This is a genomic window from Streptomyces afghaniensis, from assembly GCF_044327915.1.
Taxonomy (GTDB): Bacteria; Actinomycetota; Actinomycetes; order Streptomycetales; family Streptomycetaceae; genus Streptomyces; species Streptomyces afghaniensis.
The window spans coordinates 199,836-214,522 of sequence record NZ_JBIRGJ010000012.1 but is presented as its reverse complement, the minus strand read 5'-3'; the positions used below and the strand labels follow the sequence as shown (position 1 = coordinate 214,522).

11 protein-coding genes are annotated in these 14,687 nt (G+C 72.1%); 5 read left to right on the top strand and 6 right to left on the bottom strand.

Annotated features, from left to right (window positions below; all coding sequences use genetic code 11):
* The first annotated feature begins 60 nt into the window (after positions 1-60).
* Positions 61-1,350, top strand: a complete 1,290-nt coding sequence (locus ACH4G3_RS39335; RefSeq protein ID WP_397628956.1) for a glycosyltransferase — start codon at positions 61-63, stop codon at positions 1,348-1,350.
* 52 nt (positions 1,351-1,402) lie between these two features.
* Here ACH4G3_RS39335 and ACH4G3_RS39330 read toward each other — a convergent pair whose 3' ends face one another.
* Both ACH4G3_RS39330 and hpnR read right to left on the bottom strand, forming a co-directional pair.
* A complete protein-coding gene (locus tag ACH4G3_RS39330; RefSeq protein WP_397628955.1) occupies positions 1,403-2,287 on the bottom strand; it encodes a DMT family transporter in 885 nt (294 codons plus the stop codon).
* Between the two features lie 15 nt (positions 2,288-2,302).
* Positions 2,303-3,802 (bottom strand): hopanoid C-3 methylase HpnR, encoded by a 1,500-nt coding sequence (gene hpnR / locus ACH4G3_RS39325; protein ID WP_397629065.1) that lies wholly within the window; start codon positions 3,800-3,802, stop codon positions 2,303-2,305.
* Positions 3,803-4,166: 364 nt separating this feature from the next.
* Here hpnR and ACH4G3_RS39320 point away from each other — a divergent pair, with 364 nt between their 5' ends.
* The 4 genes from ACH4G3_RS39320 (at position 4,167) to ACH4G3_RS39305 (ending at position 9,472) form a co-directional block, all read left to right on the top strand.
* The gene (locus tag ACH4G3_RS39320; RefSeq protein WP_397628954.1) at positions 4,167-5,018 is read left to right on the top strand and encodes an SDR family NAD(P)-dependent oxidoreductase; all 852 of its coding nucleotides are present in this window, start codon (positions 4,167-4,169) and stop codon (positions 5,016-5,018) included.
* 95 nt (positions 5,019-5,113) lie between these two features.
* Positions 5,114-7,504 carry a polysaccharide lyase 8 family protein gene (locus ACH4G3_RS39315; protein WP_397628953.1) on the top strand — a complete coding sequence of 797 codons (2,391 nt, stop codon included), beginning with the start codon at positions 5,114-5,116 and terminating at the stop codon, positions 7,502-7,504.
* Between the two features lie 154 nt (positions 7,505-7,658).
* A complete protein-coding gene (locus ACH4G3_RS39310; RefSeq protein ID WP_020271461.1) occupies positions 7,659-9,242 on the top strand; it encodes an acyl-CoA carboxylase subunit beta in 1,584 nt (527 codons plus the stop codon).
* A gap of 35 nt (positions 9,243-9,277) precedes the next feature.
* Positions 9,278-9,472 carry an acyl-CoA carboxylase epsilon subunit gene (locus tag ACH4G3_RS39305; RefSeq protein WP_397628952.1) on the top strand — a complete coding sequence of 65 codons (195 nt, stop codon included), beginning with the start codon at positions 9,278-9,280 and terminating at the stop codon, positions 9,470-9,472.
* Positions 9,473-9,624: 152 nt separating this feature from the next.
* On the opposite strand, the gene ACH4G3_RS39300 is transcribed toward ACH4G3_RS39305, so the two are convergent.
* The 4 genes from ACH4G3_RS39300 to ACH4G3_RS39285 all read right to left on the bottom strand — a co-directional run bounded on the left by ACH4G3_RS39300 (position 9,625) and on the right by ACH4G3_RS39285 (position 14,631).
* Positions 9,625-10,206 carry a GTP-binding protein gene (locus ACH4G3_RS39300; RefSeq protein WP_014675207.1) on the bottom strand — a complete coding sequence of 194 codons (582 nt, stop codon included), beginning with the start codon at positions 10,204-10,206 and terminating at the stop codon, positions 9,625-9,627.
* Positions 10,187-10,765, bottom strand: coding sequence for a DUF742 domain-containing protein (locus ACH4G3_RS39295; RefSeq protein ID WP_020271458.1), 579 nt, complete (start codon positions 10,763-10,765; stop codon positions 10,187-10,189). Before ACH4G3_RS39295 ends, ACH4G3_RS39300 begins: the two co-directional genes overlap by 20 nt.
* 94 nt (positions 10,766-10,859) lie before the next feature.
* Positions 10,860-11,273: a roadblock/LC7 domain-containing protein gene (locus ACH4G3_RS39290; protein ID WP_004983065.1), complete on the bottom strand. Its 414-nt coding sequence runs from the start codon at positions 11,271-11,273 to the stop codon at positions 10,860-10,862.
* Positions 11,274-11,283: 10 nt separating this feature from the next.
* The gene (locus ACH4G3_RS39285) at positions 11,284-14,631 is read right to left on the bottom strand and encodes a sensor histidine kinase (protein ID WP_397628951.1); all 3,348 of its coding nucleotides are present in this window, start codon (positions 14,629-14,631) and stop codon (positions 11,284-11,286) included.
* Positions 14,632-14,687 lie beyond the last annotated feature (56 nt).

Here is a 14,687-nt window from a genome sequence, read left to right as displayed (position 1 = left end):
TCAACATAATTGGCGGGCGTGTCGCGATTGGGCCCGCGGCGCGAGTGGTACCCAGTGATCATGACCTCGGTCGCGGTCCTGGTCGAGCTGCTGCAGACCCGCACGTCGGGCGGCCAGGTGAAGTGCTGGGAGCGTTTTGCGGAGAGCGCCGCCCGCCTCCCGGAGCGACTGCCCGACGGCGCCCGGTCCGGCCTCGACCTGACCGTCTACTTCCTCGGCGAGCGCGACCGGGTCGACGTCCTCTCGCCGCGCGTGCGCATCGTCACGCTCCGCCCGGTGCTCGGCACGGCCGCCCTGACCTCGGCCGACGGGGCGGAGGACGTCACCGATCTCGCCCCGTACCACCCCCGGCTCGCGGCCCTGCTGCCGCGTCACGACGTCTGGCATCTCACCCACTGCTTCGCCTACGCCACCACCGCAGTCCGCCTCGCCCGCAGAACCGGCCCGGCACCCCGGCTGCTCGCCTCCGTGCACACCGACGTCCCGCTACTGGCCGCGGTCTACGCCCGCTACCTGGCCGGCCGTTGGCTGCCCGGCGACCACCCGGCGCCGGGCGAGTTCCTCGCGCACCTGGCCGAGAGCCGGCTTCGACGGCGGCGGGACCGGCTCCTCGACTCCTGCGAACTCGTGCTGGTGCCGACCCCCGCCGAGCGGGCCGAACTCGCCCGCGTCCTCGGGCCGCACCGGGTCGCCCTGCTGCGCCGCGGCATCGACCACCGGCGCTTCCGCCCCGACCCCGGCGCTCGCGCCCGGCTCGGCCGCGAGTACGGCGTCCCGGCCGACCGTCCGCTGGTGCTGTTCGCGGGACGGCTGGACGCGACCAAGGGCGTGCCGCTGCTGACCGAGAGCGTGCGGCTGCTGCGTGAGTGCGGCCGGGCCGTGCACCTCGTCCTGGCCGGCTCAGGCGCGGAGGCCGGGCCCGTCCGGCGCGCCCTCGGTGCCGACGTCAGCCTCCTCGGCCCGCTCCCGCAGGAACAGCTGGCCCGGGTGTACGCCGGCTGTGACGTCTTCGCGTTCCCCTCCCGCACGGAGACCTGCGGCAACGTCGTCGCCGAGGCGATGGCGAGCGGCCTGGCGGTCGTGCTGCCCGAGGGCGCGCGCACCACACACTGGCTGACCGCACCGGGCCGGGACGGCATCGTCGTACGCCACGACGACCCGGGGGAGTGGGCGGACGCCCTCGGGACGCTCCTCGACCGGCCCCGCCTGCTCTCGGCGGTACGCCGGCACGCGATCATCACGGCCCGCGACACTCACCCGACCTGGGACCGCGTCCTGACGGAGGACCTCCTTCCCGCCTGGTCGCCACGCGCAGGGCCCCGACGGGGCGGGAACACGCAGGCGGCGTGAGCAACCGGCAGCCCGGCGGAGCGAAGTGCCGCTGCGCCCACCCCGCCACACCTCACGGCCTCTCCCCGGCCTCCCGGCCCCGTCCCCGCAACGCCGCGATCACCGGCGACGAGTCCAGGCTCGCGATCCCCGCCCCCACCAGCACCAGCCCCGTCACCGTCACGACCGACACCGGCCACCCCGCGCGGATCGTCTCGCCGAAGACCACCGTGCCCACCGTCACGGCGACCACGGGCTCCGTCGCGTCCAGGACCGTCATGCTCGCCGCGAGCGGCCCCTGCTGGAAGGCGCTCTGGATGAGGAGCAGGCCGCCGACGCTGGCGAGGATCAGGGCGTAGGTCTGCCAGGCCGTGAGCGCGGTGACCAGGCCGTGGCGCAGGCGGTTCACCGTCGCCGCGAGGAGGACGGACTGGGTGCCCATCACCGCCCCGGCCGCCAGGGCCGTCGCCGAGGCCCGCCAGGGGCCGGACAGCAGCCGGGCCGTCGCCAGCGCGCAGCACACCAGCGCGGCCGTCGCGCCCAGCACCAGCAGCCAGGACAGCAGATCCGCCGCCTCCGGGCTGCCGCCGTGCGGCCGGGCGGAGACCAGGGCCAGCGCCAGCCCGGCCGCCACCGCGAGCGTGCCGAACCACTCGCGACCGCCCAGCCGCATCCGGTGCAGCCGCGCCGACAGCGGTACGGCGAAGAGCAGTTCGGCGACGATGAGCGGCTGCACCAGACTGAGCGGCCCGTACGCCAGCGCCAGCGACTGGAAGCCGTAGGCGAGCACGGCCAGTGCGATGCCGCCCAGCCACACCCGGTCACGCGCCAGATGGGCCAGCAGGCGCGGTGACAGCGCCTCCGCGTCCGGGCGGCCGCCCGCGGCCCACTGCTGGAGCACCCCGGCCACGGCGAAGCAGACACCGGCGGCGAGGGAGGCCAGGACCGCGATCGGCATGCCGGGCGCGGGGAGCTAGTCGGTCGTCCGCCGGGACGGCGCACCCTGCGTCGAACCCCGCGTGTGGATGTACAGCGCCTGCCGGTCGCCGACGTCGAGGTGCCGCGGCAGGGGCAGTTCGTAGCGCACCGGGCGGCCGTGGTCGGCGAACTGCCGGCGCGGGTTGTAGACCTGGTTGAACTTCCACAGCATGCGGGCGAAGTTCGTCTGGCCGTGCAGCAGGTTCCGCGCCAGCACCTGGGCCGCGCCCACCGCGTTGCGCAGGCCCAGGTGCTTGCGGTTGATGACGGCCTGGGTGCGCACCAGTTCCTCGTAGAAGCGCTCCAGCGGGAGCGTGGTGGGCACGACCGCGTGCTGGATGTCGAAGAGGCGGTAGTCCCGGGTCGTGAGGCGCCGCGACTCGGTGTGCCAGATCTCCGTACCCGGATACGGCGTCATCACCGTGAAGTGCACGATCTCCGGCACCGCCAGCGCGAACTCCCGTACCACCCGGAAGCGTTCCTCGTCCCAGGACGGATCCACGATCAGGTTGATGGCGACGTTGATGCCGAGGCGCCGGGCCGTCTCCAGAGCCCGGAAGTTCTCGTCGGGGCTGACCCGCTTGCGGTACAGGTCCAGGCCCTCCGCGTCGATGGCCTCCATCCCCAGGAACATGTACTGCAGACCCAGCCGGGCCCACCGCTCGAAGACCTCGGGGTGGCGCAGCAGGACGTCGCTGCGGGTCTCCAGGTAGTAGCGCTTGCGGATGCGGCGCCGCTCCACCTCCGCGGCGATGGCGTCCCCGTGCTCGGGCCGGATGAAGGCCACGTCGTCGACGATGAAGACGTTCGGCTCCCGGATGTTCGCCAGGTCGTCGGCCGCCGCCTCGGGCGAGGCCTTGCGATAGCTGCGGCCGTAGAACGTCCACGCCGAGCAGAACGAGCAGTCCCACGGACAGCCGCGCGTGAACTCGATGGAGGCGCACGGGTCCAGCTCGCCGATGAAGTACCGCCGGCGGGCGCGCATCAGGTCGCGCGCGGGCAGCGGCGTGTCGATGCCGTGCAGCATCAGCGGCGCGGGACCCCGGCCGGCGGTCGTGACGATGCCGGGCACGTCCGCCACGCCCCCGTCGCGGACCGCCTCCAGCAGCGGCGCGATCGCGGGTTCGCCCTCGCCGCGCACCACCGCGTCCACCGCCCCCTCGGCCTGCTCCAGCACGTCCTCGGCGACGAACGAGACGCTGTGCCCGCCCAGGAACACGAAGCAGCCCGGCACCGCCCGCTTCACCTCGGCGGCCAGTTCGATCGCCTCCGGGATGTTCGCCAGGTAGTTCAGCGAGATGCCGAGCGCCTCCGGCCGGAAGGACCGGACCTCGTCGCGCAGCGTCCTGCGGCTCAGCACCTGAAGGTCCACGACCCGCACCTCGTGACCGGCCTCGCGGGCCGCGCCCGCCACCCGTTCCAGGCCCAGGGGTTCCAGCCGCAGGAAGATCTCGGAGTACATCAGGGCGCTGGGATGGACGAGCAGCACACGCATGGTCACCTCGCCGCGGGGAGCCGTACCGGACACGGGTGCCCCCTACGTAACCCTCCGCGGCCCGTCGGTGCGCCGCCCATACCGCCGCCTGGCGGCACCTGGCGGCACGCAGGGGTGGTCCTGTCGCATCCCGTGCCGCGGAAGCCGGGCCCGCAGACCGCCCACGGCACGGTGCACACGGACCGGGTGAGCCGGCCCGCCGGAACGGCCTCAGCACTGGCGCGGGACCCCACGGTGGCGGTGTCCTGGAAGACAAGGTTCCGTTTCCAGGGACCGACATGGAGACAGGCGGCGTTCCGTTCCCGGGAAGCCGCACCGAGACAGCCGAGACCACGGCGGACGGACAGCGCAGGGAGACCGACCGATGACACTCACCGGCTCCGGCTCGGCCCACGACCCACCGGCGGGCGCCGCCCCACGCCGTCCCGCGGCCCCCTCCCCGGGGCGCGAGCACGGGCCGCCCCGGCGGCTGGACCGGCGCGTGGCCCTCGTCACCGGGGCCTCCTCGGGCATCGGTGCGGCCACGGCACGGCGATTCGCCATGGACGGCTGGCAGCTTCTCCTCAGCGGCCGTGACCGCAACCGCCTGGAGCAGACGGCGTCCGGCACCTCGGCCGTCGTGCTGCCCGCCGACCTCGCCGCCCCGGACGGCCCGCGCCTGCTGGCCCGGTCCGCGCTGCACACCACCGGCCGGGTCGACGTCCTGGTCGCCGGGGCGGGCATCGGCTGGGCGGGCCCGTTCGCCGCCATGCCGCACACCGACATCGACCGGGTGCTGGCCCTGGACCTCAACGCCACGCTCCACCTCGTGCGCGAGGTCCTGCCCACCATGATCGCGGCCGGGCGGGGCCGGGTGGTGCTGATCGGCTCGATCGCGGGCAGCGTGGGCGTACGCGAGGAAGCCGTGTACTCCGCGGCCAAGGCCGCCCTGGCCGCCTTCTCCAGCGCGCTGCGCCAGGAACTGCGCGGCACGGGCGTGGGCGTGACCCTCGTGGTGGCCGGCCCCGTCGACACGGCCTTCTTCGCCCGCCGCGGCAGGCCCTACGACCGCTCCCACCCGCGGAAGATCTCGCCCGGCTGCGTCGCCGGCGCCGTCTGGGAGGCCGTACGCGAGGAGCGCGACCTGGTCTACATCCCCGCCTGGACGGCCCTCCCGGACCGCCTGCGCGCCCTGGCCCCGAGGGTGTTCGCACGCCTGCTCGACCGCTTCGGCTGACCCGGCCTCACACCCGGGGCGCCACAGCGCCGTTCGGGTCACTCCGGCCGGATCCTCCGTTCAGGTGACCGCCTCCCCGTGGTAGGGCATGGGGCATGACTCCCCAGCGTCGCGTCTTCTCCCGACTCACGGCCGAGGCCGCCGCCCCGCCCCGCCCCGGGCGCCGCGCCCTGCTGCTCGCGGCCGCGGCCCTGGCGGCGACCGGTGGCGCGACGCCCGGGCCCCGCGGCGCCGAGGCTCAGGACCCCGAGGCCGACGTCGGTACCGACCCGTACGACACCCTCCGCCGCCGCTGGCTGGGCATCGCACTCGGCACCGGCTACGACCCGGCCGCGCAGCCGTACGCCTCCCGCCTCGCCGAGACCGGCGAACTCGCCCGCGCCCTGCACTCCGCCATGACCCCGGCAGCGGACTCCCTCTGGCCCGGCCACCCCTTCGACCCGCCGGCCGGCATCACCAAGAGCTACAGCCGCCTGTGGACCATGACCCGGGCCCACGTCCAGCAGGGCACCGGCTCGACCGCCGACCCGGACCTCCTCACCGGCATCCTGCGCGGCCTCGACCACCTCTCCGCCACGGTCTACAACCCCGACACCACCCGCTACGGCAACTGGTGGGAATGGCAGATCGGCAGCCCGCGCCTGCTCATGGACATCACGGCCGCCCTCTACGACCGGCTCGGCGACGCCCGGATCCAGGCCGCCTGCGCCGCCGTCGACCACTTCGTGCCCGAGTCGGCCCTCGGCGACTACTCCGGCACCTCCACCGGCGCCAACCGGGTCGATCTGTGCCGCTCCGTCGCCCTGCGCGGCATCCTCGGCCGCGACCCGGACAAAATCGCCCTCGCCCGCGACGCGCTCTCCCCGGTCTTCCCGTACGTCACCCGGGGCGACGGCCTCTACGCCGACGGCTCCTTCGTCCAGCACACCTGGGTGGCCTACTCGGGCACGTACGGCCAGGTCATGCTCGACGGCCTCGGCCGCCTCTTCGCCCTGCTCGCCGGATCCGACTGGGAGGTCACCGACCCGGGCCGGCAGATCGTCCTCGACAGCGTCGAGCACGCCTACGCACCGCTCATCCACGACGGACTCGTCATGGACAGCGTCAACGGCCGGGCCATCAGCCGCGGTCTCCTCGCCGCCGCCGACCGCGAGGTCATGCGCAGCGACCACTTCCACGGCCAGCAGCTCATCGCGGCCATCGCGCTCCTCGCGGCCGGCGCGAGCCCGGCGGAACGCGACCGCTGGCACTCCCGTATCAAGGGCTGGATCGAGCGGGACACCGTCACCCCGATCCTGACGGCACGCCAGTTCGGCGTCGCCGAACTGGCCCGGCTGCACGCGATCGCCGCCTCGCCCGTCCCGGCCGCCCCCGAACCCACCGGCCACCGCCTCTTCGCCGCCATGGACCGCGCCGTCCACCGCGGCCCCGGCTTCACCGTGAACATCGCCATGGCCAGCGACCGCATCGCGCACTACGAGTGCGGCAACGGCGAGAACCCACGCGGCTGGCACACCGGCGCCGGGATGGTCTCCTGGTGGGCCGGCGCGAGCGACCAGTACACGGACTGGTTCTGGCCCACCGTGGACTGGTACCGCCTGCCCGGCACCACCGTCTCCACCAAGCGCCTCGCCGACCGGGAAGGCGGCGAGTGGGGCACGGCCCGCCCGGACGCGCGCTGGGTCGGCGGCACCACGGACGGCGAGTACGCCGCGCTCGGCCAGCACCTCAAGGGCCTCGGCTCCACCCTTGAGGCCCGCAAGTCCTGGTTCTGCGTCGCGGACGGGGTGATCTGCCTGGGCGCCGGGATCAGCTGCGCCGACGGCGTCCCGGTGGAGACGATCGTCGACAACCGCAACCTCGGCGAGTCCGGCACCCAACGCTTCGTCAAGGGCCCGAACTGGGCCCACCTGGAGGACCACGGCGGCTGGGTACTGCTCGGCCGGGAGCCCAAGGCGCTGCGCGAGGACCGCACCGGCGCCTGGTCCGACATCAACACCGGCGGCGCGTCGCAGCGGCGCACCCGCCGCTGGCAGACCCTCTGGCTCGACCACGGCACCGACCCGCAGGACGCCACGTACGCCTACGTCCTCATGCCCGGCGCGTCCCGCCGCGCGGTCGCGCGCCGCGCCGCCGACCGCCGCTGGATGTCGGTCCTCGCCAACGACGCGGGCCGCCAGGCGGTCGGCGTGCCCTCCCTCGGCCTCACGGCCGCGAACTTCTGGCAGGCCGGTACGGCGGGCCCGCTCACCGCGTCCGCCGGCGCGAGCGTGCTGACCGTCCGCCGGGGCCGTACCGCTACCCTCTGCCTGAGTGAACCGCCCCGCACGGGCGAACCGCTGGAGATCACCTGGGACCTCCCCGTCCGCCGGGTCACCCACGCGGACGAAACGGTCGAAGTACTCTCCACAGGCCGCCGGCTGCGCCTGCGCGTCACCCCGGGGAAGGCATGCGCCACCCACGTCTGTGAGCTGGCTCTCGGCTGACGGCTTTGTTCGACCCCTACAAGCCACATGGCCCCTGAGCAGTCAGAAGGGCTGCACCCCGCCATGGTTCTGTTCAGGGGTACCAGGAAAACACGCCGGAGACTGTGAGGAGTCGACGGCCCGCAATCCTTGGTTGGCTTCGTAAGGTCGCTACATGACCGTTTTGGATGAGGCGCCGGGTGAGCCGACCGACGCGCGTGGACGCGTGGCCGAACTGCACGAGATCCGTGCGCAGGCGGTGGCCGGACCGAGCGAGAAGGCGACCGAGGCGCAGCACGCCAAGGGCAAGCTGACCGCGCGGGAGCGCATCGAACTCCTCCTCGACCCGGATTCCTTCCGCGAGGTCGAGCAGCTGCGCCGGCACCGGGCCACCGGCTTCGGCCTGGAGGCCAAGAAGCCGTACACCGACGGTGTGATCACCGGCTGGGGCACGGTGGAGGGCCGGACGGTCTTCGTCTACGCCCATGACTTCCGTATCTTCGGCGGGGCGCTGGGCGAGGCCCACGCCACGAAGATCCACAAGATCATGGACATGGCCATCGCGGCCGGTGCGCCGCTGGTGTCGCTGAACGACGGCGCGGGCGCCCGCATCCAGGAGGGCGTCTCGGCGCTCGCGGGCTACGGCGGCATCTTCCAGCGCAACACCAAGGCGAGTGGGGTCATCCCGCAGATCTCGGTGATGCTCGGTCCGTGCGCGGGCGGCGCGGCCTACAGCCCGGCCCTGACGGACTTCGTGTTCATGGTCCGTGACACCTCGCAGATGTTCATCACCGGCCCGGACGTCGTCAAGGCGGTCACCGGCGAGGAGATCACGCAGAACGGCCTGGGCGGCGCGGACGTGCACGCCGAGACCTCCGGCGTCTGCCACTTCGCCTACGACGACGAAGAGACCTGCATCGCCGAGGTCCGCTACCTGCTGTCCCTCCTCCCGCAGAACAACCGCGAGAACCCGCCCCGCACCGAGTCCTCGGACGCGGCCGACCGCCGCTCGGACGTCCTCCTGGACCTGGTCCCGGCGGACGGCAACCGGCCCTACGACATGACCAAGGTCATCGAGGAGATCGTCGACGACGGCGACTACCTGGAGGTCCACGAGCGCTGGGCCCGCAACATCATCTGCGCGCTGGGCCGGATGGACGGCCAGGTCGTCGGCATCATCGCCAACCAGCCGCAGGTGCTCGCCGGTGTCCTGGACATCGAGGCCTCCGAGAAGGCGGCTCGCTTCGTCCAGATGTGCGATGCCTTCAACATCCCGATCATCACTCTTCTGGACGTCCCCGGCTTCCTCCCGGGCGTCGACCAGGAGCACGGTGGCATCATCCGCCACGGCGCGAAGCTCCTCTACGCCTACTGCAACGCGACCGTGCCGAGGATCTCGCTGATCCTGCGCAAGGCCTACGGAGGTGCGTACATCGTCATGGACAGCCAGTCCATCGGCGCCGACCTCACCTACGCCTGGCCGACCAACGAGATCGCCGTCATGGGCGCGGAAGGTGCGGCCAACGTCATCTTCCGCCGCCAGATCGCCGACGCCGAGGACCCCGAGGCCATGCGGGCCCGCATGGTCAAGGAGTACAAGTCCGAGCTGATGCACCCCTACTACGCGGCCGAGCGCGGCCTGGTCGACGACGTCATCGACCCCGCGGAAACCCGCGAGGTGCTGATCAAGTCCCTCGCGATGCTCCAGACCAAGCACGCCGATCTGCCCTCCCGCAAGCACGGCAACCCTCCGCAGTAACACGGCGGACATCTCTCTCACGGAGACTGACACCCATGGACACCCCTGACATCCGCGTCGAGAAGGGCCACGCCGAGCCCGAGGAAGTCGCCGCCATCACGGCGATCATCCTGGCCCGCGCCGCCGCCCGCCCCACCGACCCGACCCCGACGCACCGCGGCCGCGTGAAGGCCGGCTGGCGCCGCCTGGAGCGCGAGCCCGGCTTCCGCGCCCCGCACAGCTGGCGCTGACAACAGAACCCGAGAAGGCCCCTCCACACGGAGGGGCCTTCTCTTTTCGGGGCGCGGGGAACTGCGCGGACAACCACACACCACCCGCACCCGGCAACGCGACAGCCCCCGGCAGCCCGAAGGCCGCCAGGGGCTGTCCCACAGCGAGAGAACTACCGAAGGCGCGCCATCAGGGCGTGCTCCACCAGCGTGATCAGCGCCGACTTCGCGTCCGCCCGGTGGCGGGCGTCGGTCGTGATGATCGGGGTGTCAGGGCCGATCTGGAGGGCTTCCCGGACCTCGTCGGGCGTGTACGGCTGCTGGCCGTCGAAGCCGTTCAGCGCGATGACGAACGGCAGGCCGCTGTTCTCGAAGTAGTCGACGGCCGGGAAGCAGTCGGCGAGCCGCCTCGTGTCGACCAGCACGATCGCGCCGATGGCGCCGCGCACCAGGTCGTCCCACATGAACCAGAAGCGGTCCTGGCCCGGCGTACCGAAGAGGTACAGGATCAGGTCCTGGTCCAGGGTGATACGGCCGAAGTCCATGGCCACCGTGGTGGTGGTCTTGTCCCCGGTGTGGGTGAGGTCGTCGATGCCGGCCGAAGCTGACGTCATGACGGCCTCGGTACGCAGCGGGTTGATCTCCGAGACGGCCCCGACGAACGTGGTCTTGCCCACGCCGAAGCCACCCGCCACCACGATCTTCGCCGAGGTGGTGGAGCGGGAAGGACCGCCGCTAGAGCTTGCGAAGTCCACTGAGCACCCTTTCGAGCAGTGTCACGTCTGGCTGGCCGCCGGCGTTCTCGTCGCCGCCGGGCTGATGGATGGCGACCAGTCCCGCCTCCGCCAAGTCGGCGACGAGGATCCTGGCCACGCCGAGAGGGATCGTGAGGAGCGCCGAGATCTCGGCGACCGACTTGATTTCCCGGCAGAGGTTGCAGATCCGCTGATGCTCGGGCAACTGGCCCTGCATCTGGTGCGGCTGCGCAGTGGTGTGCACCAGCGCCTCGATGGCGAGCTGGTAACGCGGGCGGGTCCGGCCACCGGTCATGGCGTACGGACGCACCAACGGGTTGTTCGACGCCCCTGCGGGCGCCGGCTCCGGGTTGCGGCGCTGCGGCTGCACGGGCTGGATGCGCGGGGCGGGCGGCTGGTCGTACGGCGACGGGCCGGGGCCCTGTGGCGCGTACGGCTGCCGGTGGCTCGGTGCGGAGGGGAAGTTGTAACGGTTCGGGTTCTGCCCACCGTCGCCCTGGCCCTGGGCAGGGCCATACGACCAGTTGCCCGAAGACGAACCGCCTGGGGGTGTTGCCACTTTCTCCTCCTCCGACTGTGCCGGGCACCCAACGCTGTGGAGCCGCGTCCCGAAACCTTACGGCCACGGGACGCCAAAACGCACCGTCCGTCTGTTAGTTGAGCAGGCTCCCCTGGAGCTCCGCACGAAGGTCCGGTGTCAGGACCGTACCGGCTCGGTCAACCAGCAGCGCCATCTCGTATCCGATGAGGCCGATGTCCGCCTCCGGATGTGCGAGAACCGCGAGCGACGAGCCGTCGGAGATGGACATGATGAAGAGGAATCCCCGCTCCATCTCCACAACCGTCTGATTGACGCTTCCGCCCTCGAAGATCCGGGAGGCTCCTGCCGTCAGAGACGTCAGACCGGAGGCGACGGCCGCGAGCTGGTCGGCGCGGTCGCGGGGGAAGCCTTCGGACATCGCCAGAAGGAGTCCGTCGGCGGAGACCACCACCGTGTGGGACACCCCCGGGGTGTTGTCCACGAAGTTGGTGATCAACCAGTTCAGGTTCTGTGCCGCCTGGCTCATCGGGCTCACACTAACGCTCCTGGTTGTAGGTGCTGTCAGGACCGAAGCCCTGGCCGTTCGTTTCACTGCCTGCGTTGCGTCCGCGCTGTACGCCGCGACGCAGGTTGCTCAGCCTGCCCCGGACGTCCTCCGGGGCACGGGAGACCTGTGGGCCCCCCTGGGGAGTGCTCTCGGCGGAACCCTCGATCAGGTTGGCCTTGGGCACCCGCCTCGGCAGGCCGGAGGAGGTGACCCCGCCCGCCTTGGGCTTCCGGAGCTGCGAGGCCTGCTGCCACCGCTCGTCGTTCGCCGAGCGCCAGTCGCTGTCGCCGTTGCTCTCCGGGGTGGAGGCCGAGGCCGGAGGCTCCTGGCTCGCGTGCCTGGCGCCGCCCGCGCCGTTCGCACCGCTCGCGGCGGACCCGCGGCGGGGAAGCCCGGCGTCGGTCAGCGAGGGTGCGGCGGAGTGGGCCGGTCCCGGACGGTCGAAGCCTACGCGGTCCTGCTCACTCGCGTCAGCGGCCTGCGCAGATTCCGTTTCCTGGGCCTGAGAAGGGTACTGGCTCGGGTAGCCGTTCTGGTAACCGTCCTGCTGCGGCCAGTCGTCCTGGTGGCGCCGCTGCTCGAAGGCGGGGAAGCTGCCGGGTCCGCCCGCGCCCGGCCCCGAGTGCTCCTCCTGGGCCGGCTCCGCATAGGAGGAGGGGTCCGGGTAGCCGCCGTTCGGCGAGAAGGTGTCGTTCTGCGGCAGACCGCCGTTCGGCGCGTAGTACTGCTCGTCGTACGCGGCCCGCTGAGGCTCCTCGTACGCCGTCTGCCGCTGCTCCTGGTACGACCGCTGCTGCTCCTGGTACGACGCCTGCTGGTCCTCGTACGGCGCCTGACGGTCGTACGCGGACGGCTGCTGCTCCGGGTAGCCGGTCTGGCCCGTGTCGTAGGCCTGGCCGGTGTCGTAGCCCTGCTGTCCGTTGTACTCGTCGGCGTATCCAGCGGCCTCGGTGTGCTCCTGGTTGCTCTGGCGGCCGGGGAGCTCGGGCTGCTGGGTCGACTGGGCCTCCAGGGCCGCCCGGCGCTCCTCGCGCATCAGGGAGCGGCCGACGGGGTCCAGCTCGCGTATGTCGTCGGGGACGTCGGAGTAGCGGCTGTCGTCGAAGCCGAGCTCCGCCGCCGTGCGCATGGGCTGCTGGTTGAAGTTCTCGCCGCCGCCGAAGTTCTGCTCGGGGATGATCTGCGAGACGGTGAACTCGTCGCGGTCCACGTGCTGCTCGCCGCCACCACCGTGGGTGATCGCGTCGGGCAGCATGACCAGCGAGGTCGTGCCGGCCTGCTCGCCCGAGGGGCGCAGCTGGACCCGGATGCCGTGCCGGTCGGACAGCCGGCCGACCACGAACAGGCCCATGCGCTGCGAGATCGCGGCGTCCACGGTCGGCGGGTTGGCCAGCTTGTGGTTGATGTCCGCGAAGTCCTCGGCGGTCAGGCCGATGCCCTTGTCGTGGATCTCGATCATGACGCGGCCGTCGGGGAGACGGGTCGCGGTCACGCGGACCTTGGTCTGCGGGGAGGAGAACGTCGTGGCGTTCTCCAGGAGCTCGGCGAGCAGGTGCACGAGGTCGGTCACGGCCCGGCCGTGGATCTCGGCCTCGGGGACGCCGGACAGCTCGATGCGCTCGTACTGCTCCACCTCGGAGGAGGCGGCGCGCAGCACGTCGACCAGCGGGACCGGCTGGTCCCAGCGGCGGCCGGGCTCCTCGCCGGCGAGGACGAGGAGGTTCTCGCCGTTGCGGCGCATACGGGTCGCCAGGTGGTCCAGCTTGAAGAGGTTCTCCAGCTGGTCCGGGTCGGCCTCGTTGTTCTCCAGGTCGGTGATCAGGGTCAGCTGGCCCTCGATCAGCGACTGGTTGCGGCGCGAGAGGTTGGTGAAGATCGCGTTGATGTTGCCCCGCAGCAGGGCCTGCTCGGCGGCGAGCCGGACGGCCTCGCGGTGGACCTGGTCGAAGGCGCGGGCGACCTCGCCGATCTCGTCCGTGGTGGTGATCGGGATGGCCTGCACGCGGGTGTCGACGCGTCCGGGGTCGGTGCGCGAGAGCTGGTCGACCAGCATCGGCAGGCGCTGCTCGGCGATGCCGAAGGCGGCGTTGCGCAGCTGGCGCATCGAGCGGCTCATCTGGCGGGCCACCGCGCCGGCCAGGATGAAGGCCAGGAGCAGGGCGACCACGACGGCGGCACCGGTGATGTAGGCGTCGCGCTGGGCGCCGTCGGCGATGTCGGAGGCTTCGCTCACGGCCTTGTCGGCCATGTCCGTCTCGATCTTCTCGTACGCGTTGAACCGGAGCGTGTTGACCGCCCACCAGTTCTCGGCGGTGATGCCCTTCTCGGCGAGGGCGGCACGGGCGCTCGGGTCCGTGGTCTGGAGCGTCGCGACAGCCGAGACCATGGTCGTCGGGTTGGACGGCGGGGGGACGTAGTCCGGGTTCTTGGCCTTGGCCTCCCGGGCCATGGCGGCACCGTCGGTCCTCATCTTCGCCTCGGCGGCCTTGAGCTTGGCCGCGTCCTCCTCGGTGCCACCGCCGACGTACTCCTGCACGGCGATGCGCTCGAGGTAGGCGTACGAGGACAGGGCGATGCGCTGGCTGGCGAGGTTGCCTTCGTCCGGGCCCGGCTTCGTCAGGATGTGCATGCCGATGGAGCGCTGCAGCGACAGGGCCGCCTTGGTGAGCTCGATGGCGTAGACGGTCCGGCCGTAGCTGGTGATGTTGCCGGTGCCGAGGCCCAGCTCGTTGGCGAACTCCGTCAGCGGGTGGGCGACCTCGACGTAGCCCTCCTCGGTCTGCACGCCCTTGAGCTTGGAGGTGTAGGCGACCTGGCGCAGGGTCTGGAGCTTCGGCTCCGCCTCGCGGAACAGCTTCAGACGGCGTTCCAGGCCGGGCTTGGCCGGCATGCTCTGGGCCGCGGCGTCGAAGGCGTCGGCCGCCTCGTCGGTGGCCTTGCGGACCTGGGCGACGGTCGCCTTGTCCTGGGCGTTCTGGGCGCTGCCCTTCAGCAGGGGCGCCGCGGAGGTGTCGCGCTCGTTGTAGAGGGCATTGGCGTACAGCAGGGAGGCCCGCACCAGACGCGCGGTGTTCTCCGCGTCCTCGGCCTCCTGCCAGGTGTCGATCGAGCTCTTCACCTGGAAGCCGCCCATGACGAGGCCGACCAGCACGGGTATGAGCAGGATCGCGTTGAGCCTGGTCGCCACGCGCCAGTTGCGCGGGGAGAGACGGCCGCCGCTCTGGGCGGGCGCGGCCGTCGGCTCCGAACCGGGCACGGGGGCGGGCGCCGCTGTGCGCGGCGGCGGGGTGAAGTTGCCCCGGGCCGACGGCTCGGGACTGTTCTTGCTTCGCCTCACTCGACCAACAACCTCTCGGCGGTCGGCACCAACGTTGTGCCGCAGTTTCTCAGAGC

Bases quoted from the DNA above. Each gene is read 5' to 3' on its own strand.
- ACH4G3_RS39335 (WP_397628956.1), top strand. From the start codon at position 61: ATGACCTCGGTCGCGGTCCTGGTCGAGCTGCTGCAGACCCGCACGTCG.
- ACH4G3_RS39330 (WP_397628955.1), bottom strand. From the start codon at position 2,287: ATGCCGATCGCGGTCCTGGCCTCCCTCGCCGCCGGTGTCTGCTTCGCC.
- ACH4G3_RS39305 (WP_397628952.1), top strand. From the start codon at position 9,278: ATGGACACCCCTGACATCCGCGTCGAGAAGGGCCACGCCGAGCCCGAG.
- hpnR (WP_397629065.1), bottom strand. From the start codon at position 3,802: ATGCGTGTGCTGCTCGTCCATCCCAGCGCCCTGATGTACTCCGAGATC.
- ACH4G3_RS39290 (WP_004983065.1), bottom strand. From the start codon at position 11,273: ATGAGCCAGGCGGCACAGAACCTGAACTGGTTGATCACCAACTTCGTG.
- ACH4G3_RS39315 (WP_397628953.1), top strand. From the start codon at position 5,114: ATGACTCCCCAGCGTCGCGTCTTCTCCCGACTCACGGCCGAGGCCGCC.
- ACH4G3_RS39320 (WP_397628954.1), top strand. From the start codon at position 4,167: ATGACACTCACCGGCTCCGGCTCGGCCCACGACCCACCGGCGGGCGCC.
- ACH4G3_RS39310 (WP_020271461.1), top strand. From the start codon at position 7,659: ATGACCGTTTTGGATGAGGCGCCGGGTGAGCCGACCGACGCGCGTGGA.